The sequence below is a fragment of the Streptomyces sp. NPDC005863 genome (assembly GCF_042871345.1).
In the GTDB taxonomy this organism is placed as follows: Bacteria; Actinomycetota; Actinomycetes; order Streptomycetales; family Streptomycetaceae; genus Streptomyces.
The window spans coordinates 139,390-158,108 of sequence record NZ_JBIAII010000005.1 but is presented as its reverse complement, the minus strand read 5'-3'; the positions used below and the strand labels follow the sequence as shown (position 1 = coordinate 158,108).

15 protein-coding genes are annotated in these 18,719 nt (G+C 72.1%); 7 read left to right on the top strand and 8 right to left on the bottom strand.

All coding sequences use genetic code 11. The features are described from left to right. Positions 1–238: 238 nt before the first annotated feature. From ACFYO9_RS19840 to ACFYO9_RS19825, 4 genes are read left to right on the top strand one after another with little or no spacing between them, the layout of a single operon-like run. Entirely contained in the window at positions 239–2,473 is a 2,235-nt protein-coding gene (locus ACFYO9_RS19840; protein ID WP_388666491.1) for a HAMP domain-containing protein, read from the top strand. A gap of 6 nt (positions 2,474–2,479) precedes the next feature. Continuing rightward, positions 2,480–4,075 carry a poly-gamma-glutamate synthase PgsB gene (pgsB, locus tag ACFYO9_RS19835; protein WP_358775235.1) on the top strand — a complete coding sequence of 532 codons (1,596 nt, stop codon included), beginning with the start codon at positions 2,480–2,482 and terminating at the stop codon, positions 4,073–4,075. Further along, positions 4,072–4,554, top strand: a complete 483-nt coding sequence (locus ACFYO9_RS19830; protein ID WP_055564848.1) for a poly-gamma-glutamate biosynthesis protein PgsC/CapC — start codon at positions 4,072–4,074, stop codon at positions 4,552–4,554. The genes pgsB and ACFYO9_RS19830 overlap by 4 nt, the downstream gene beginning before the upstream one ends. A 16-nt stretch (positions 4,555–4,570) precedes the next feature. Then, positions 4,571–5,641 (top strand): NlpC/P60 family protein, encoded by a 1,071-nt coding sequence (locus ACFYO9_RS19825; protein WP_358775233.1) that lies wholly within the window; start codon positions 4,571–4,573, stop codon positions 5,639–5,641. A 7-nt stretch (positions 5,642–5,648) separates the two neighbouring features. Here the strand turns inward: ACFYO9_RS19825 and ACFYO9_RS19820 are convergent, their stop codons facing one another. Continuing rightward, the gene (locus tag ACFYO9_RS19820) at positions 5,649–6,032 is read right to left on the bottom strand and encodes an NTP pyrophosphohydrolase (protein WP_358775232.1); all 384 of its coding nucleotides are present in this window, start codon (positions 6,030–6,032) and stop codon (positions 5,649–5,651) included. Positions 6,033–6,116: 84 nt separating this feature from the next. Here ACFYO9_RS19820 and ACFYO9_RS19815 point away from each other — a divergent pair, with 84 nt between their 5' ends. Beyond that, positions 6,117–7,187 (top strand): hypothetical protein, encoded by a 1,071-nt coding sequence (locus ACFYO9_RS19815; RefSeq protein ID WP_358775230.1) that lies wholly within the window; start codon positions 6,117–6,119, stop codon positions 7,185–7,187. Between the two features lie 69 nt (positions 7,188–7,256). Here the strand turns inward: ACFYO9_RS19815 and ACFYO9_RS19810 are convergent, their stop codons facing one another. Then, the gene (locus tag ACFYO9_RS19810; RefSeq protein WP_355805036.1) at positions 7,257–9,389 is read right to left on the bottom strand and encodes a 3-hydroxyacyl-CoA dehydrogenase NAD-binding domain-containing protein; all 2,133 of its coding nucleotides are present in this window, start codon (positions 9,387–9,389) and stop codon (positions 7,257–7,259) included. Beyond that, positions 9,386–10,612: an acetyl-CoA C-acyltransferase gene (locus ACFYO9_RS19805; RefSeq protein WP_358706178.1), complete on the bottom strand. Its 1,227-nt coding sequence runs from the start codon at positions 10,610–10,612 to the stop codon at positions 9,386–9,388. The genes ACFYO9_RS19810 and ACFYO9_RS19805 overlap by 4 nt, the downstream gene beginning before the upstream one ends. A 236-nt stretch (positions 10,613–10,848) precedes the next feature. Between ACFYO9_RS19805 and ACFYO9_RS19800 the strand changes: the two genes are divergently transcribed. Further along, the gene (locus ACFYO9_RS19800) at positions 10,849–11,871 is read left to right on the top strand and encodes an alpha/beta fold hydrolase (RefSeq protein WP_358775228.1); all 1,023 of its coding nucleotides are present in this window, start codon (positions 10,849–10,851) and stop codon (positions 11,869–11,871) included. A 75-nt stretch (positions 11,872–11,946) separates the two neighbouring features. On the opposite strand, the gene ACFYO9_RS19795 is transcribed toward ACFYO9_RS19800, so the two are convergent. The 3 genes from ACFYO9_RS19795 to ACFYO9_RS19785 form a co-directional block, all read right to left on the bottom strand. Further along, on the bottom strand, positions 11,947–13,236 hold the full coding sequence (locus ACFYO9_RS19795; RefSeq protein WP_355805045.1) for a ribonuclease D: 1,290 nt from the start codon (positions 13,234–13,236) through the stop codon (positions 11,947–11,949). A gap of 78 nt (positions 13,237–13,314) precedes the next feature. Further along, positions 13,315–13,977 carry a response regulator transcription factor gene (locus ACFYO9_RS19790; protein ID WP_030687574.1) on the bottom strand — a complete coding sequence of 221 codons (663 nt, stop codon included), beginning with the start codon at positions 13,975–13,977 and terminating at the stop codon, positions 13,315–13,317. A 264-nt stretch (positions 13,978–14,241) separates the two neighbouring features. Next, positions 14,242–14,904 carry a DUF3000 domain-containing protein gene (locus tag ACFYO9_RS19785; protein ID WP_355805054.1) on the bottom strand — a complete coding sequence of 221 codons (663 nt, stop codon included), beginning with the start codon at positions 14,902–14,904 and terminating at the stop codon, positions 14,242–14,244. An 85-nt stretch (positions 14,905–14,989) separates the two neighbouring features. On the opposite strand from ACFYO9_RS19785, the gene hemE reads away from it, so the two are divergent. Continuing rightward, on the top strand, positions 14,990–16,063 hold the full coding sequence (hemE, locus tag ACFYO9_RS19780; protein WP_355805057.1) for a uroporphyrinogen decarboxylase: 1,074 nt from the start codon (positions 14,990–14,992) through the stop codon (positions 16,061–16,063). Between the two features lie 128 nt (positions 16,064–16,191). Here hemE and ACFYO9_RS19775 read toward each other — a convergent pair whose 3' ends face one another. Next, entirely contained in the window at positions 16,192–17,574 is a 1,383-nt protein-coding gene (locus ACFYO9_RS19775) for an FAD-dependent oxidoreductase (RefSeq protein ID WP_358775226.1), read from the bottom strand. 38 nt (positions 17,575–17,612) lie between these two features. Beyond that, positions 17,613–18,617 carry a DUF4349 domain-containing protein gene (locus ACFYO9_RS19770; protein ID WP_358775224.1) on the bottom strand — a complete coding sequence of 335 codons (1,005 nt, stop codon included), beginning with the start codon at positions 18,615–18,617 and terminating at the stop codon, positions 17,613–17,615. Positions 18,618–18,719 lie beyond the last annotated feature (102 nt).

Here is an 18,719-nt window from a genome sequence, read left to right as displayed (position 1 = left end):
CGACAGAGGGACCGGGCCAAGCGGAATGATCATGACCGGGTTTTGGCCCAAACACCCTCTTGACGCGATCTAGGTCACATTTGTGGCCGCTCGTACATCCCTCCCGGCGTGACACGGGTCAGACCTCTCCGGAACGCATCACTTTGCGTGTTCGACACCCCGCGTCACTCCAGGAGAGGAGCCCCCCTTGGCCGCTTCGCGTTCGAAGCGGCGGCACAAGGTCCGCCGAAGGACCGACATGTCCCTGCTGGGCGGCATACGGCCGCCCATCGCCGTGCTGTCGGTCCTGCTCCTCGCCCTCGCGGGCATCACCGCTCTGACGCTCGGCAGGGTCGGCCAGGAAGCCGTACCCAAAGCCGTCCAGTCGTCCCAGCAGCACTTCGCCGAGGACGGCGCCATCGCGCTGCGCGCCTCCATCGACGAGTCCGTCACCGACCTGACCCGGACCGCCGAGCTCTTCAGCGCCGGTGACCCGGTGCCCGCAGACGCCGTCCTCGACAAGACCGGCAGCGTCTACCAGAAGTGGATGGGCACGGCGATCGTCGAGATCGCCTCGGGCAAGCTGCTCGCGGCCCGCGGCGAGAACCTCCCGCTGACCGCCGTCGACCGCGGCGAGCTGGCGGGCAAGGACGGTCTCGCCCCGCGCATGGTGCGCCTGGAGAACGGCGAGACCCGCCTGCTCTCCTTCGCCCTGCTCACGTGGAAGGGACAGCCGCAGCAGCTCCTGATCGCGTCGAGCAGCCTGCGCTTCCCCGGCATCAGCCTCGGCAAGTTCCGCTCCATCGCCGTCGTCGACCAGGACGGCGACGTCCTGAGCACCGACGGCATTCCCGAGCCCGAACAGGTCCTCACCGATCTGCAGCGCGACGAGGTCAAGCAGTCCAACAAGCAGCTCAAGTCCTTCGCCGAGGCGGCCGCCAAGAAGACCCGGGGGCATCCCCTGATGTCCAAGGAGCCCGGCTCGGGCGGCTTTCTCGGCATCAGCGGCCACCTCACCGGCGAGCGCTACCTCGGTGAGCGCGCCGTCGCCGGGTACGCGAACATGGCGGGCCCCGAGGCGGGCGAGGCCACCGTGGCCACCCGGCTCGGCCTCACGGTCGTCGCGATGGTCCCGGTCGCCGAGGACCCGACGGCCAAGAGCGACTCCGCCTTCGGGCTGATCGCGGCCGGCGCCCTGCTGCTGATCGGCGGGCTCACCGTCTTCGTGCTCCTGCGGACCGTGCAGCGGCCGCTGATCCAGCTCTTCCTGGAGGGCCGCCGGCTCACCCGCGGCGACGTCGACCGGCCGGTCTCCGTGCCGCGGCACGGCGAGGCCGCCCGCATCGGCACCGCCCTGGAACGGCTGCGCCGCCAGCTCACCGGCGAACCCGCCGCCCCCGAGGACAAGCCCCGGCGCCGCAGGTTCGGCACCCGCACCCTGCTCGCCGTCTGCGCCGTGCTGCTGCTCGCCTGGTCCGCGCCGCTGCTGTTGCTGCTCAACCGGGCGGGCGACACCGTCGTCATACCGCAGCAGATGGTCAACGACCAGCGCGAGCGCACCGACACCCTCACCGACCGGGTCCGCCGCGCCCTCAACGAGGGCCAGGCCGACCTCACCTCGGTCGCCACCCTGATGGGGGACCGCACCGAACCCTCCGACATGGCCAAGGTCCTCGACAGCACCCTGAACCAGCACGGGCGCTACCAGTCCCTGTACGTGCTCGACGCCGACGGCAAGATCCTCGCCGAGGCGGGCCACGACCCCCGCAGCCCCTCGGGCAAGGGGCCCTCGACCAAGCCCATCCGGGTCATCGACGAGGGCGGCAAGGAACCGGTGATCATCGGCACGGCCGAGGTGCCGGGCCGCGAAGGAGCCGCCGTCGTCGGCGAGTTCCGCATCGACTTCCTCAACTCCCTGCTCAAGCGGCCCGGCCTCGGCGAGGTCCGCGTCGTGGACGACAAGCGCAGGGTGATCGGCGCCAACACCGGCTACCGCGAGTTCGAGAGCCTGCCGGGGGGCCGCCTCAACGCCCTCGCCGACGGCACCGGGCAGAAGGTCGGGCTCAGCCCCCGGCCCAGCGGCGTCCTCTACCGCGACGGCGACGACATCCAGATCGCGGCCGCGGCCCCGTTCGTCGGCGGCGGCGCGGCCGGCTCGCTCGGCTGGACGGTGGTCAGCTGGCAGCCCGCCTCCGGGCTCGCCATCCCCGAGTACAGCTACCAGAACCGCACCGTCCTCGCGGGCCTGCTCGGCATCACCGCGGCCGCGGCCTGCCTCGGCTGGCTGCACATCATCGTCGTACGGCCGCTGCGCCACCTCGCCGACCGGGCGGAGGCGCTCGCCGACGGGGACCGCCGCACCGTCCTGTATCCGCAGCACCACGACGAGGTCGGCGCCGTCACCCGCAGCCTCGAACTCATCAGGCAGCAGCTGCCGACGGGCACGCAGCGCAAGCGGGACGGCGTCACGGCCGGCCTCGCCGGAAGGAACTGAACCCCCGTGCTCTTCCTCTACACCGTGCTCGTGGTGTGCTGCGCGATCCTGCTGGCCGCCGGCGTCGTCGAACAGCGGCGGCACTTCGCCGGCCTGGAGCACATCCCCACCCGGGTGCTCGTCAACGGCATCCGCGGCAAGTCCTCCATCACCCGGCTGTGCGCGGGCGCCCTGCGCGGCGGCGGGCTCACCACGGTCGCCAAGACCACCGGCACCGCCGCCCGGTTCATCCACCCGGATGCCACCGAGGAGCCCGTCTACCGCAAGTTCGGCATCGCCAACGTCGTGGAGCAGATCGGCATCGTGCGGCGCGCCGCCGCCTACGACCCGGACGCCCTGGTCATCGAGTGCATGGCGGTCATGCCCGCGCTCCAGGAGATCAACCAGTCCAAGCTGATCCGCTCCACCATCGGCGTGCTCTGCAATGTCCGCGAGGACCACCTCGCCGAGATGGGCCCGACTCTCGACGACGTGGCGCGCTCGCTCTCCCGCTCCATGCCGGAGGGCGGCATCTGCGTCACCGCCGAGAAGGACCGCTACGACATCCTCAAGGAGGAGGCCGACGCGCGGAACTGCGAGCTCATCTACGCCGACCCGGAGACGGTGACCGACGACGAGCTGCGCGGCTTCAGCTGGTTCACCTTCAAGGAGAACGTGGCGATCGCGCTCAAGGTCGCCGAGCTCGTCGGCGTCGGCCGCGAGGTCGCCCTCCAGGGCATGTACGACGCGCCGCCGGACCCCGGTGTCCTCTCCGTCGAGCGGTACGCCACCGAGAACGGCAAGAAGCTCCGCTTCGCCAACGTCTTCGCGGCCAACGACCCCGAGTCGACGCTGATGAACATCAACCAGCTGCTCGACCTCGGCGCCATCCACCGCCCGCTGAACGTCGTCATCAACTGCCGCCCCGACCGCGTCGAGCGCAACGGCCAGATGGGCGAGATCATCCCCGACCTCCGGCCGGAGAAGGTCTTCGTCATCGGCCAGCCGGCCAAGTCCGCCATCGACGCGATCCCCGCCGACTGGCGCTCGCGCGCCGTCGACCTCGGCGGCGACCGGCGCGACCCCGAGGAGTTCATGCGCGAGATCCTGGCGCAGCTCGGCGCCGACTCCTCGCTCGTCGCGATCGGCAACATCCACGGCCAGGGCGAGCTGCTCCTGGAGCACCTCGCCGAGCTGCCGGCCGACGAGAGCGAGGAGCAGGCCCCCGAGGAGCCCGCCCCGTTCTACGAGCCGCATGTCGACCCGTACCAGCACTACCCGGAGGCGTACGAGACGCGGTACGCCCCGGCCCACACCCAGCCGATCCCCGTCGTACCGCAGCAGCACGAGTACCAGCAGTACGAGCAGCAGCACGCGTACCAGCAGTACGAGCACCAGCAGTACGAGCAGTACGAACACCAGCAGCACCAGCACCAGCAGTACGAGCAGCACCACCAGCAGTACGAGCCGTACCAGCCATACGTGTCCCACGAGGGCTACGCGCCACAGGAACCGAGTCCTCAACCTCCCGCGCCCCGCGGCCTGTTCGAGCCGCGCGTACCCCCCGCACCGCCCGCCGCAGACGACACCCCGCAGTGGCACAGCCCAGGAGAGCCCCGTTGATTCCCTCCGTCCTCACTCCTGAGATCGCCGCGGTCGGCATCGCGCTCGGGCTGCTCTTCTCCCTGGTCTGCTACCTGACGACCAACCTCTCGCCCGGCGGCATGATCACACCGGGCTGGCTCGCGCTCACCCTCGTCGAGGACCTGCAGCGCGCCGCCATGGTGGTGGGCGTCACTGTCCTCACGTACGTCTGCACGCTCCTGATGCAGCGTTTCGTGATCCTCTACGGCAAGCGCCTGTTCGCCGCGGTCGTGCTGACCGGCGTGGTGCTCCAGGCCACCGTGATGATCGTGCTCTCGCTCGAGTTCCCGCTGATGTACAGCAACCAGACCCTCGGCTTCATCGTCCCAGGCCTGATCGCCTACCAGCTGGTCCGCCAGCCCAAGGGCCCCACCCTGCTCGCCACGGGCTCGGTGACCCTCATGGCCTACGTCGTCCTCACCGCCGGGATCCTCCTCGGCTTCATGCCGTCCGCCTGATTCGCAGGAGCCATTCATGCCGCCCAAGAAGAAGCGTCCCGTCGTGCACGCGGCGACCGTGCTCGCCCTGCTGGCGGGCAGCGCCTACCTGACCGTGGAACTGCGCAAGGACGAGGAGGCCAAGGCGCCGAAGGTGCAGGCCGTCACCGACACCCCCGGGTTGCACAGCAGCACCGGGCAGAGCGACGGGAAGCAGAAGTGGGAGCGCCTGAAGGGCCCCGACCGCTCCGTGCTGCGCACCGAGAGCGGCAAGGTCCTCGCCACGTTCACCGACGGCGCCCGCACCGCGACCCTGACCGGACCGAGCCGCACCTTCTCCGAGCCCGCCAACACCAAGTCCCGGGTCGTGACCAACGACTGGGTGCGGCTGATGCCGGAGAACTGGCGCGAGGGCGCGGAGAAGGAGAAGTGGTTCAAGGACTGGTACAAGGAGTTCTCCGGCAGCGAGGAGGACGACATCTTCGCGATGGCCTTCCAGTACGTGGAGGGCGCCCCGGTCAAGAAGGACGACGAGGGCATCGCCTACGCCGGCGACGCCAACTTCGGCCCGCTCAACCCCGAGGGCAGCTCGGGCAACGACCTGCGCCTCGAACAGTCCGACTTCTTCGACTACCTCGGCATCCCGTACACGTTCCGCAACGGCACGACCATGCAGCCGGAGAAGGCGCGGGCCCGGTCCATGGACTGCTCCGGCTTCGTCCGCACGGTCTTCGGCTACCGCGCCCGCTACCCCCTGATGGTCAACGACCAGGCGGGCGACGGCCTGCCCCGCACCGCCAACGGCATGGCGCGCGGCAAGGCGGGCACGGACGTCATCGCGCTCAAGGGGATCGGTGCGGCCGACCGCCCCAAGTCCATCGACGTGGTGCAACCCGGCGACCTCGTCTTCTTCAAGCTCGACGCCCGCACCAAGCAGCGCCTGGACCACGTCGGCATCTTCCTCGGCCACGACGCGGACGGCCACAAGATCTTCATCTCGAGCCGCGAGGAGGTCAACGGGCCGACGATCGGCGACAAGGGCGGCACGTCACGCCTGGACGGCAACGGCTACTACGCCTCCACCCTGCGCAGCGCGAAGCGCCTCTGACGAGCCCTCAGGAGCCGGGTGATCCGGGACGTACGGTACGGGGGCCCGCGCACTCGGCGCCCACCTCGCCCACCCTGCGCCGCAGTTCGCGGTCGGCCGTGACCACCACGCACGGCCGGCCGGCCGCCTCGGCCGCCACTTCCACGATGCGGTCGTCGCCGCTGCCGGGCGCGCTCTCCACCCGTACGCCGGGCACCGACTCCACCCCTCGGGCGGCCCCCTCGACGACGAGCACCAGGTCCACGGGGCCCGGGTGCCCGGGCAGTCCGTCCGCGGCGTACGGGACGAGGGAGTCCCGCAGCCGCTCGGCGGCCCCGCGGCGGTCCTTCCACCAACCGTCGGGCACGGATCCGACGACGTTCGCGGCATCGACGACGACGAGAGTTCTCATGCGGCAAACGTAAACTAATAGGCAAAACGCTGTGCGTCCCGACCGTGGACGTGGACGTGACCGTGGAAGGGGAGGCGCCGCACCATGCCGTCGAGGCCCACCAGCACCGGTGCCCCGGACACCGCCCGCTGGCTGCTGCGCGGCCGGGACGGCCGGCTGACCGCCTACGCCCGTGCCGGGGGAGGGCTGCTGCGCTGGACGGAGGAGCGGCCCGGCGGCCCCGCCTTCAGCGGCCCCGACTTCTTCGAGGCGCCCGACCTGACCTACCTCACCCTCGCCCAGGGCAGCGACGGCTACGTGCACTTCCTGGGCCGCAGGGAGCGGCGGGACGCGGCGGGGGAGCCCGTCGTCGAGATCATGCACTCCCTCCAGTACCAGTCGGGCCGGCCGCTCATGGACTGGCGCTCGCTCGGCAACCCGCACACCAAGCGCCTCGACCGCGCCCCCTCGCTCGGCGCCCCCGCCGCCGCGGTGGACGCCGCGGGCACCGTCCACGTCTTCGTGCGGGACGCGATCGGCAGCGTCCGGATGCGCCGCGAGGGCAAGGGCGGCAGATGGGAGGGGTGGAAGGACCTCAAGGTCCGCGACACCCTGGACGGCATGGCCGCGCTCGCCACCTCGACGGGCCGCGTGGAGCTCCTCGCCCCGGCCGGCAAGGCCACCCTGCGCTGGGCCCAGGAGAGCCAGGGCGGCGAGCTGCTGCGCGCCGACGACGTCCCGCTGGCCCCCGCCCCCGGCTCCGGCACCGCCCTGGAGACCGGCCCCGACCGCCTCACGTACTACGCGGCCGACGCCCTCGGCGCCGGCGTCCTCGCCCACCGCCCGGCGCACGGCGGCCCCGCGATACCGCTCGGCGGCGCGCCGGGCCCCGGCCCCACGGCGGCCGTGCGGACCACCGTCGACGGCCACGACTGCACGGTCCTCGCGCACCGCACGGCCGGCGGGCGCCCGGCGCTCGCCGCGTTCCCCACGGAGGACGAGGAGGCGGGCCTGTGGTGGGCCGAGACCGGCGAACCGTGCCTGGGCGCACCGTCGTTGGCGCTCGACGCGCGCGGCCGGGTGGTCATGGCGGCGATCGGACTCGACGGCACGCTGCGCCTCGCCCGCCAGAAGGCGGAGCCGGGCCTCGCGCTGGAGGCGTGGGCCACGGCGTGAACAGACGGCAGTGGGCCGTACGGGACAACTCCCGTACGGCCCACTGCCGTTGCTGCGTGCGGCGAAGCGTTACGCCGGAACGCTCGCCACGCCCGGCGCGAGGAACCGCTTGCCGGTGACGCGCTCGCTGACGCCCTCACGGTCCAGGTACGGCGTGATGCCGCCCAGGTGGAAGGGCCAGCCCGCGCCGGTGATCAGGCAGAGGTCGATGTCCTGCGCCTCGGCGACGACACCCTCGTCGAGCATGAGCCCGATCTCCTGCGCCACCGCGTCGAGCACACGGTCGCGGACCTGCTCCTCGGTCAGGACGGAGTCGCCCTGCTTCAGGAGCGCGGCGACCTCGGGGTCCAGCTCCGGCTTGCCGGAGTCGTACACGTAGAAGCCACGCTTGCCGGCCTTCACGACGGCCGCGAGGTTCGGGGAGACCGTGAAACGCTCCGGGAAGGCGCGGTTCAGGGTCTCGGAGACGTGCAGACCGATGGCCGGACCGACCAGCTCCAGGAGGACCAGCGGCGACATCGGCAGACCGAGCGGCTCGACGGCCTTCTCGGCGACGGCGACCGGGGTGCCCTCGTCGATGACGTTCTGGATCTCGCCCATGAAGCGGGTGAGGATGCGGTTCACGACGAACGCCGGGGCGTCCTTGACCAGCACCGCGGTCTTCTTCAGCTTCTTGGCGACACCGAAGGCCGTGGCCAGCGAGGCGTCGTCGGTCTGCTCGCCGCGCACGATCTCCAGGAGCGGCAGGATCGCGACCGGGTTGAAGAAGTGGAAGCCGACGACCCGCTCGGGGTGCTTCAGCTTCGACGCCATCTCGGAGACCGAGAGCGAGGAGGTGTTCGTGGCGAGGATCGCGTGCGCCGGGGCGACCGCCTCGACCTCGGCGAACACCTGCTGCTTGACGCCGATCTCCTCGAAGACGGCCTCGATGATGAAGTCGGCGTCGGAGAAGCCCTCGGCCTTGTCCAGGACACCGGAGACCAGCGCCTTGAGGCGGTTGGCCTTGTCCTGGTTGACGCGGCCCTTGAGGAGCAGCTTGTCGATCTCCTCGTGGACGTAGCCCACGCCCTTGTCGACGCGCTCCTGGTCGATGTCGGTCAGCACGACCGGCACCTCAAGGCGGCGCAGGAAGAGCAGGGCGAGCTGCGAGGCCATCAGACCGGCGCCGACGACGCCGACCTTGGTGACCGGGCGCGCCAGGTTCTTGTCCGGGGCGCCCGCGGGACGCTTCGCGCGCTTCTGCACGAGGTTGAACGAGTAGATGCCCGCGCGCAGTTCACCACCCATGATGAGGTCGGCGAGCGCGACGTCCTCGGCGTCGAAGCCCTTCTGCAGGTCGCCGTCCTTGGCGGCCGCGATGATCTCCAGGGCGCGGTAGGCGGCCGGAGCGGCGCCGTGCACCTTGGAGTCGGCGATGGCGCGGCCGCGCGCGACGGCGGCCTCCCAGCCCTCGCCGCGGTCGATCTCGGGGCGGACGACCTGGACCGAGCCGTTCAGGACGGAGGCCGTCCAGATCAGCGACTGCTCCAGGAAGTCCGCGCCCTCGAAGAGCGCGTCGGCGATGCCGAGCTCGAAGACCTGCTTGCCCTTGAGCTGACGGTTCTGGTTGAGCGAGTTCTCGATGATGACCGAGACGGCCTTGTCGGCGCCGATCAGGTTCGGCAGCAGCGCGCAGCCGCCCCAGCCCGGGACCAGACCGAGGAAGACCTCGGGCAGCGAGAACGCGGGCAGCGCCTTGGAGACGGTGCGGTAGGAGCAGTGCAGACCGACCTCGACGCCACCGCCCATCGCGGCGCCGTTGTAGTACGCGAAGGTCGGCACGGCCAGGCCGGAGAGGCGCTTGAAGACCTCGTGGCCGCCCTTGCCGATGGCCAGCGCGTCCTCGTGGTGCTTGAGGAGCTCGACGCCCTTGAGGTCGGCGCCGACGGCGAAGATGAACGGCTTGCCGGTGATGCCGACGCCGACGATCGTGCCTTCGGCCGCCTCCTTCTCGACCTGGTCGATGGCGGCGTTCAGGTTCGCCAGCGAGCCGGGCCCGAAGGTGGTCGGCTTGGTGTGGTCGAAGCCGTTGTCCAGGGTGATGAGGGCGAAGCGGCCCGCACCCCGGGGGAGGTCGAGGTGGCGTACGTGCGCCTGCGTGACGACCTCGTCAGGGAACAGCTCGGCCGCACCCTTCAGAAGCTCAGCGGTCGTGGTGCTCACTTGTCGCCTCCGGCGTCCTTGTGGTTCGGGTTCTCCCAGATGACCGTGGCGCCCATGCCGAAGCCGACACACATGGTCGTGAGGCCGTAGCGGACCTCCGGCTGCTCCTCGAACTGCCGCGCCAGCTGCGTCATCAGGCGTACGCCGGACGAGGCGAGCGGGTGGCCGTACGCGATGGCGCCGCCGTACTGGTTGACGCGGGCGTCGTCGTCGGCGATGCCGTAGTGCTCCAGGAAGGCGAGCACCTGCACGGCGAAGGCCTCGTTGATCTCGAAGAGGCCGATGTCGGAGATGGCGAGGCCCGCCTTGGCGAGCGCCTTCTCGGTGGCCGGGATCGGGCCGTAGCCCATGACCTCCGGCTCGACACCCGCGAAGGAGTACGAGACGAGCCGCATCTTGACCGGCAGGCCGTTCTCCCGCGCGAACTCCTCGGAGGCGATGAGGGAGGCGGTGGCGCCGTCGTTGAGACCGGCGGCGTTGCCCGCGGTGACGCGGCCGTGCGTACGGAACGGCGTCTTCAGCCCGGCGAGGCTCTCCAGGGTGGTGCCCGGACGCATCGGCTCGTCGGCGGTGGCGAGGCCCCAGCCGGTCTCACCGGCCTCCTCGTTGGTGCGCCGTACGGAGATCGGCACCAGGTCGGCCTGGATCTTGCCGTCGGCGTACGCCTTGGCGGCCTTCTCCTGCGAGCGCACGGCGTACTCGTCGGCGCGCAGCTTGGTGATGCTCGGGTAGCGGTCGTGCAGGTTCTCGGCGGTCATGCCCATGAACAGGGCGGACTCGTCGACGAGCTTCTCGCTCACGAACCGCGGGTTGGGGTCGACGCCCTCACCCATGGGGTGGCGGCCCATGTGCTCGACGCCGCCGGCCACGGCGATGTCGTACGCACCGAAGGCGACGCTGCCCGCGACCGAGGTCACGGCGGTCAGCGCGCCGGCGCACATGCGGTCGATGGAGTAGCCGGGCACGGACTGCGGCAGCCCGGCCAGGATGCCGGCGGTGCGGCCGATCGTCAGACCCTGGTCGCCGATCTGCGTGGTCGCGGCGATGGCGACCTCGTCGATCTTGGCGGGGTCGAGGTCAGGGTTCCGGCGCAGCAGCTCCCGGATGGCCTTCACGACGAGGTCATCAGCACGGGTCTCGTGGTAGATGCCCTTCGGGCCCGCCTTGCCGAACGGGGTGCGGACGCCGTCCACGAAGACGACGTCCCTGACGGTACGAGGCACGATGGCTCTCCTCCAGGGTGCGGTTGCGCCACACCTGCGGCGCGCTTCCTCAGGTCATGCTACTTGTCGGTAACTATGTGGCCAAGGGCTGCCCCGTGCCGCCTCGGGGAGGCGAAGGTCACACGCGCCCGGGGCGACCGGTTCCACGGCTCCCACTTGGGCCGACAACCGGTGGTTGTCGGCCGTCTCGTCCCGTTGTTGGCCGAGGGGACGGCTCCCGGGATTGCATCGCCGTCATGCGATCCCTGCCCCCCGTCACCGAATTCGCCGCCGCCCAGTGGACGCGTGCCACCGGCGCCGGCGTGGACCCCCACGCGTACCGGCGCGTCACCGACGGCCTGACCTCGGTCGCCGACTGGGGTCCTGCCTTCCTCCGCACCGGTCGGGAGCACCTGCGGCGCGCCCGGGACGCCGGCTCGTCCCGCTCGGCGGGGGAGCACCTGCTGGCCGCCGCCCGGTGGTTCCACCTGGCCACCCTCGCGCCGTACGAGGAGGCGCACCGCGCCGCCGCCGCGGCCGACCAAGCCCTTGGCGAGGCTCTCGCCCTCCTGGAGCCAGGCGCGCGGCGGGTGAGCGGCGAGGGGTTCACCGGCCTGCTGCGGGGGCCCGTCGACGCGCCGGGGACCGTCGTGATCGTCCCGGGCCTCGACTCGGCCAAGGAGGAGTTCCTCGATCTGGCGTCCGCGCTGCTGGCCAGGGGGCTCGCGGTCTTCGCGATGGACGGCCCCGGCCAGGGCGTGCTCGCGGCGGATTCGGTCTTCGAGGCGGAGTACGAGCGGGTCGTGGCCCGTGTCGTCGACGCCCTCGGAGCTCTGGCCGGCCGCGGGGACCTCGTCGTCGGGCTCGTCGGGATGAGTCTGGGCGGCTATTTCGCGGCGCGGGCGGCGGCGCTGGAGCCGAGGGTGGCGGCCCTCGCCACCGTCAGCGGTCCCTCCCGCCTCGACTGGGACGAACTGCCGCAGCCGGTACGGGACATCATGGCCCGCCGCACCGGAGGGACCGACGCCGCCCGCGCGTTCGCGCACCGGGTCGACCTCGCCCCGCTCGCCCCGCGCATCGCGACACCGCTGCTGGTCGTGGACGGCGCACAGGACGTCATCCCGGGCGTGACGAACGGCGAGCCGCTCGCGAGGTCGGCGCCGCACGGCACGTACCTCCGCGTCCCGCACGGCGACCACCTGCTCGGCAACGCGCGCCCCGACTGGCTGCCGCACCTGGCCGACCACGTCACCCAGACCCTGACGGCGGGCAACAACTGATCCGCACACCGAAGCCGATCCGTACGCCGGACGGCCACCCTGCGTCGCGAGGTGGCCGTCGGGTGCGTCCCGGGGTCAGGACAGGGTCGTCACCAGGGCCGTGACCAGGGCCGGCGTCACCAGCGTGATCTGCCACCGGCGGGCGCCGTGCGCGGCCAGGGCCGACGCCACGGACTCCTCGTCCACCCGGGCCGGCGGCTCCCAGCAGACGCGGCGGACCGTGTCCGGAGTGATCAGGTTCTCCTGCGGCATGTTCAGCTGCTCGGCGAGGGCTGAGACCGCGGCCCGCGCGGCGGAGAGCCGCGCCGCGGCGGCCGGGTCGCGTTCCGCCCAGGAGCGGGGCGGCGGCGGTCCCGTGACCGCCTGGCCGGGCTGCGGAAGCTCCACGTCCGGCAGCTCCTTGGCGCGGTCGACGGCGGCCTGCCACTGCTCCAGCTGACGCCGCCCCATGCGGTGCCCGAAGCCGGTGAGCCCGGCGAGCGCGTGCACGTTGGGCGGCAGCGCGAGGGCGGCCTCGACGATCGCCCCGTCGCCGAGCACCTTGCCGGGCGAGACGTCGCGGCGCTGCGCGATCCGGTCGCGGGCGGTCCACAGCTCACGGACGACGGCCATCTGCCGGCGCCTGCGCACCTTGTGCATGCCGGACGTACGGCGCCAGGGGTCCTTGCGGGGCGGCGCGGGCGGCGCGGAGGCGATGGCGTCGAACTCCTCGCGGGCCCACTCGAGCTTCCCCTGCCGGTCGAGCTCCTTCTCCAGGGCGTCGCGCAGGTCGACGAGGAGCTCCACGTCGAGCGCGGCGTACCGCAGCCAGGGCTCGGGGAGCGGCCGGGTCGACCAGTCGACGGCGGAGTGGCCCTTCTCCAGGACGTAGCCGAGGACGCCCTCGACCATCGCGCCGAGACCCACCCGCGGGAACCCGGCGAGCCGGCCCGCGAGCTCCGTGTCGAAGATCCGCGACGGAACCATGCCTATCTCGCGCAGACACGGCAGGTCCTGGGTGGCGGCGTGCAGCACCCACTCGGTGTCGGCGAGGGCGGCGCCGAGGCCGGAGAGGTCGGGGCAGGCGACGGGGTCGACGAGAGCGGTGCCCGCGCCCTCCCGGCGGAGCTGGACGAGATAGGCGCGCTGGCCGTACCGGTAGCCGGACGCGCGCTCGGCGTCGACGGCCACGGGGCCGGTGCCCGCGGCGAAGGCGGCCACCGTCGCGGCGAGGGACTCCTCGTCGGCGATCACCGGCGGAATGCCGTCGCGCGGCTCGAGGAGGGGGATCGGCAACCCTTCGGAAGAGAGGCCGTCGTCGTCCGGAGGGGCGCCTCCGGTGGTGCGCAGTGAGCTGTCTGCTGCGGTCTCTTGGGCGTCGGTCACCTGTCAAGGGTATCTGTGTATGGACAGCGCCCGTCGACGGAACGTTCCGTCGACAGGCGCCTGAGGGGTGTAAATGAGTCAGTGGATGATGCCGGTACGCAGCGCCACCGCCACCATCCCGGCTCTGTCACCCGTGCCGAGCTTGCGCGCGATCCTCGCGAGGTGGCTCTTCACGGTCAGGGCGGACAGGCCCATCGAGACGCCGATGGCCTTGTTGGACTGGCCCTCCGCGACCAGGCGCAGCACCTCGACCTCGCGGCCGGAGAGCTCGCGGTAGCCGCCGGGGTGGCTCGGGGCGCCCGGAGGGCGGCGGTGCATACGGGCGGCGGCCGAACCGATCGGAGCCGCGCCGGGGCGGGTGGGGAGTCCGACGTTCGTACGGGTGCCGGTGACGACGTAGCCCTTGACGCCGCCCGCGAGGGCGTTGCGCACGGCGCCGATGTCGTCGGCGGCGGAGAGGGCGAGGCCGTTCGGCCAGCCCGCGGCACGGGTTTCGGAGAGGAGCGTGAGGCCGGAGCCGTCGGGGAGGTGGACGTCTGCGACGCAGATGTCCCGGGGGTTGCCGATGCGGGGACGAGCCTCCGCGATCGACGAGGCCTCGATGACGTCGCGTACACCGAGCGCCCACAGGTGGCGGGTGACGGTGGAACGGACGCGGGGGTCGGCCACGACGACCATGGCGGTCGGCTTGTTCGGGCGGTAGGCGACCAGGCTTGCGGGCTGCTCGAGGAGAACGGACACCAGGCCTCCTGGGTGGGGGGACGGGAGGGACCGGCTCGGGGATGAAGCCGGGACGAACCGTGCTTTCAAGGTCACAAACCTCTTCGGCACCAATCGCATCCGCCTTTAGGGAATGATCACGATTTGGTGAGAGAGAATTGGGGCAATTCGGACATGCGCTCGATCATCCGAAGATCAAACCGAACACGCCCTCTTACGGGTGACCCCCACGCGGACAAACCCCGCGGCGCCCGGCCGCGGGGGAGAGAGACGAGTGACGGAGGCTCAGGGGGAGAGCGGCCCGCGCCGCTGGGGCAGCGAGACCACCGAGCCGTCGCCGCCCGGGCTCGCCGGCGGCAGCCCCGCGATCTGGCAGAGCAGATCGCACCACGCCGCCAGATGGGCGCCGGTGTCCGGCACCCCGCCGGCCGCCTCCCGCGGCGTCCACGAGGCGCGGATCTCGATCTGCGATGCGGGCGGCCGCTCCGACAGGCCGCCGAAGTAGTGCGAGCCCGCCCGGGTCACCGTGCCGCTCGCCTCACCCGCGGCGAGCCCGCGCGCCTGCAACGCCCCGGTCAGCCACGACCAGCACACCTCCGGCAGCAGCGGATCCGCCGCCATCTCCGGCTCCAGCTCCGCCCGCACCAGCGTGACCAGGCGGAAAGTGCCCTTCCATGCGTCGTGCCCCGCCGGATCGTGCAGCAGCACGAGCCGCCCGTCCGCGAGGTCCTCCTCGTCCTCGACGACCGCCGCCTCCACCGCGTACGCGTACGGCGCGAGCCGTTTCGGCGGCGGGGTCGGATCGATCTCGATCTCCGGCCGAAGCCGTGCCCCCCGCAGCGCCTCGACCGCCGCGCGAAAGGGCGGCGGAGCCGAATCCGCCACCTTCCCCTCCGAACTCTCCATCTCGCCAGCGCCGTCCGACCGTTGTCCCTGAGCCGCAGCCATGCGGGGAAGGTTAAGGGGAACGGCGCCTTCGCGCAGGGAGAGACACCCGTGAGGGCGTTCCCGGTCGACGTGCGAGACTTTCCGCGTGAGTGCCAATGACAGCCGAGGCCCCGCGGGCCGGCAGAACGCAGCGACGTACGACTCCCCCTTCATGAAGGCATGCAGGCGCGAGGCCGTGCCGCACACGCCGGTCTGGTTCATGCGGCAGGCGGGGCGCTCACTTCCCGAGTACCGCAAGGTGCGCGAGGGCACTGCCATGCTGGAGTCCTGCATGCGCCCCGACCTTGTCACCGAGATCACGCTGCAGCCGGTGCGCCGCCACAACGTGGACGCCGCGATCTACTTCAGCGACATCGTCGTCCCGCTCAAGGCGATCGGCGTCGACCTCGACATCAAGCCGGGCGTCGGCCCGGTCGTCGAGAACCCGATCCGTACCCGCGCCGACCTCGCGCAGCTGCGGGACCTCACGCCCGACGACGTCCACTACGTCACCGAGGCGATGGGGATGCTCACCGCCGAGCTCGGCTCGACGCCGCTCATCGGGTTCGCCGGCGCGCCCTTCACCCTGGCGAGCTACCTCGTCGAGGGCGGCCCGAGCCGCAACCACGAGCACACCAAGGCGCTCATGTACGGCGACCCGCAGCTCTGGGCGGACCTGCTCGACCGGCTCGCGGAGATCACCGCCGCCTTCCTGAAGGTGCAGATCGAGGCGGGCGCGAGCGCCGTGCAGCTCTTCGACTCGTGGGTGGGCGCGCTGTCGCCCGCCGACTACCGCCGCTCGGTGATGCCCGCATCGACGAAGGTCTTCGACGCCGTCGCCTCGTACGGCGTGCCCCGCATCCACTTCGGCGTCGGCACGGGCGAGCTGCTCGGCCTCATGGGCGAGGCGGGCGCCGACGTCGTGGGCGCCGACTGGCGGGTGCCGGTGGACGAGGCCGCGCGCCGCGTCGGGCCCGGCAAGGCGATCCAGGGCAACCTCGACCCGGCCGTCCTCTTCTCCACCCGCGAGGCCGTCGAGGCCAGGACCGACGAGGTGCTCGCCGCCGCGAAGGGTCTCGAGGGGCACATCTTCAACCTCGGGCACGGCGTCCTGCCGACGACGGACCCGGAGGCGCTGACCCGCCTCGTGGAGTACGTGCACACGCGCACGGCGGTCTGAACGGCACCCGTCCGAAAGATGTCCGAAAAGGGTCCCTGCCCAGGTGGGCGGGGACCCTTTCCGTACTCCGCTTCCGTACGCGGCTCCCGTACGCGGCTCCCGTACTCCGCGGGACTCCGCTTCCGTGCTCAGCGGTCGGAGCGCACCGCCGCCACCGCCTTGCGCGCCGCCACCAGGACCGGGTCCCACACCGGGGAGAACGGCGGCGCGTACCCCAGGTCGAGCGCCGTCATCTGCTCGACCGTCATCCGCGCCGTGAGCGCGACGGCCGCCACGTCGACGCGCTTGCCCGCCCCCTCGCGGCCGACGATCTGCACACCGAGGAGGCGCCCGGTGCGCCGCTCGGCGAGCATCTTCACCGTCATCAGGGCCGCGCCCGGGTAGTAACCGGCCCGGCTCGTCGACTCGATGGTCACCGTGACGAAGCGCAGCCCCGCGGCCCGCGCGTCCTTCTCGCGCAGTCCGGTGCGGGCGATCTCCAGGTCGCAGACCTTGCTGACGGCCGTGCCGACGACGCCCGGGAAGGTCGCGTAGCCGCCGCCCGCGTTCGAGCCGATGACCTGGCCGTGCTTGTTGGCGTGGGTGCCGAGGGCGATGTGCCGCTCGCGTCCCGACACCAGGTCGAGGACCTCGACGCAGTCCCCGCCCGCCCAGATGTCGTCGTATCCGCGCACCCGCATCGCCAGGTCGGTGAGCAGCCCGCCGTACGCGCCGAGCGGGAGGCCGGCCTCGCGGGCGAGCGTGGTCTCGGGGCGCACGCCGATGCCGAGGACCACCACGTCCGCCGGGTACTCGGCGTCCTCGGTGGCGACCGCGGCGACCCGCCCGTCGTCGCCGGTGAGGATCTTGGTGACCTCGGCGCCGTTCACCATGGTGATGCCCAGGCCCGTCATGGCGTCGTGCACCAGGCACCCCATGTCCGGGTCGAGCGTCGCCATCGGCTCCTTGCCCCGGTTGACGACGGTCACCTCGTAACCCCGCTTGATCAGTGCCTCGGCCATCTCGACGCCGATGTATCCCGCGCCGATCACCACGGCCCGCCGCCCGGAGGTGCCGGCCAGCGTGTCGAGCAGGGCCTGGCCGTCGTCCAGGGTCTGCACGCCGTGCACGCCGGGCGCGTCGATGCCGGGCAGCGGCGGGCGGACGGGGCGCGCGCCGGTCGCGATGACGAGCTTGTCGTACGAGGTCCAGTACTCCTCGCCCGCGTCGAGGTCACGGGCCAGGACGCGGCGGCCCGGCACGTCGAGCCGCACCACTTCCGTGCGCATCCGCAGGTCGATCGCGCGCTCGCGGTGCTGCTCGGGCGAGCGCGCGACGAGATCGTCCCGCTCCGGCACGTCGCCGCCCACCCAGTAGGGGATGCCGCAGGCGGAGTACGAGGTGAAGTGGCCCCGCTCGAACGCCACGATCTCCAGCTCGTCGGGGCCCTTGAGCCTGCGCGCCTGGGACGCGGCGGACATGCCCGCCGCGTCGCCCCCGATGATCACCAGTCGTTCCCGTGTGCTGCTCATACGGACACGCTACGGCGCGGGGGCCGGCGGGGCGGCCCTCAACCCTGGTCGTCCTGACGGCCGGTGGCGGGCCGCGGAGCGGGCGGGGTGAGGGGAGCCGGGGCCGGCGTCGCCCGGCGGGTGACGCGCGGGCGGACCACCCGCAGCCACAGCAGGAACAGCAGCGCGGCGATCGCCGCGAAGGGCAGCACCGCGGCCAGGACGACGCCGATCCACCGCAGCGTCGTGACGAAGGCGTCCCAGCCGCCCGCGAGCGCGTCCGTGAACGACGGGTCGTCGTCATCGGCGGCCGCCTTCGCCGCCGCGTCCTCGGTGAGCGAGAGCGTGATCGTCGCCATGCTCGTGCGGTCCTTCAGGGAGGAGCGCCGGGCGAGCAGCGCGTCCAGGTCGGACTGGCGGGTGCTCAACTCGCCCTCCAGGGCGACCACGTCGCTCAGCTTCGTCGCCTTGTCCATCAGCTCCCGCACCCGGGCCACGCTCGCCCGCTGCGACTTGACGCGGCTCTCCACGTCGACGACCTGGTCCGTGACGTCCTGCGCCTTCGCCTCGCGCTGGATCAGCCTGCCGGTGCCGGAGAGCGCGTCGAGGACCTTCTCGTACGTGTCCTGCGGGACGCGCAGGACGACACGGGAGCGCTCGCGGCCCTCGTCGTCGCGGCTGGTGTCCTCGTCGCCGACGATTCCCCCGGCGTCCTCGGCCGCCGCACGCGCGCGGTCGAGCGCCCGGGGGACGTCCTTGACCCGGACGGTGAGCCGCGCGGTGCGGATGATGTGGGTACCGGCGGGCGCGGCGGTCTTCCGGCCACCGGGACGCTGCCGCGCCTCGGCCCCCTTCCCCCCGCCGGCCGAAACCCCCGCCGCCTTGCTGTCCCTGTCGCCCCCGCCGTCATCACCGTCACCACCCGCGCTGCACCCGGTGACGGCGAGCGCGACCGCCAACAGAAGACCGGAGACCGCCCGGACGGTACGAGGACGGGAACGGGAGCGGGAACGGGACTGGGACTGGGACTGGGACAAGGAGAGGGACCTGCTGGACGAGCGCATCGACGTACCCCCGAGAGACGTGGTGACCGACGCTTCTTTGACGCCGCGCAGCCCCGGAACGGTGGTTGCCGACGGGTCCCGATGCGGTCACGGTCGGGACTC

Coding starts and splice junctions, on each gene's coding strand:
- ACFYO9_RS19840 (WP_388666491.1), top strand. CDS start 239: ATGTCCCTGCTGGGCGGCATACGGCCGCCCATCGCCGTGCTGTCGGTC.
- ACFYO9_RS19825 (WP_358775233.1), top strand. CDS start 4,571: ATGCCGCCCAAGAAGAAGCGTCCCGTCGTGCACGCGGCGACCGTGCTC.
- ACFYO9_RS19820 (WP_358775232.1), bottom strand. CDS start 6,032: ATGAGAACTCTCGTCGTCGTCGATGCCGCGAACGTCGTCGGATCCGTG.
- ACFYO9_RS19815 (WP_358775230.1), top strand. CDS start 6,117: ATGCCGTCGAGGCCCACCAGCACCGGTGCCCCGGACACCGCCCGCTGG.
- ACFYO9_RS19800 (WP_358775228.1), top strand. CDS start 10,849: ATGCGATCCCTGCCCCCCGTCACCGAATTCGCCGCCGCCCAGTGGACG.
- ACFYO9_RS19785 (WP_355805054.1), bottom strand. CDS start 14,904: ATGGCTGCGGCTCAGGGACAACGGTCGGACGGCGCTGGCGAGATGGAG.
- ACFYO9_RS19775 (WP_358775226.1), bottom strand. CDS start 17,574: ATGAGCAGCACACGGGAACGACTGGTGATCATCGGGGGCGACGCGGCG.
- ACFYO9_RS19770 (WP_358775224.1), bottom strand. CDS start 18,617: ATGCGCTCGTCCAGCAGGTCCCTCTCCTTGTCCCAGTCCCAGTCCCAG.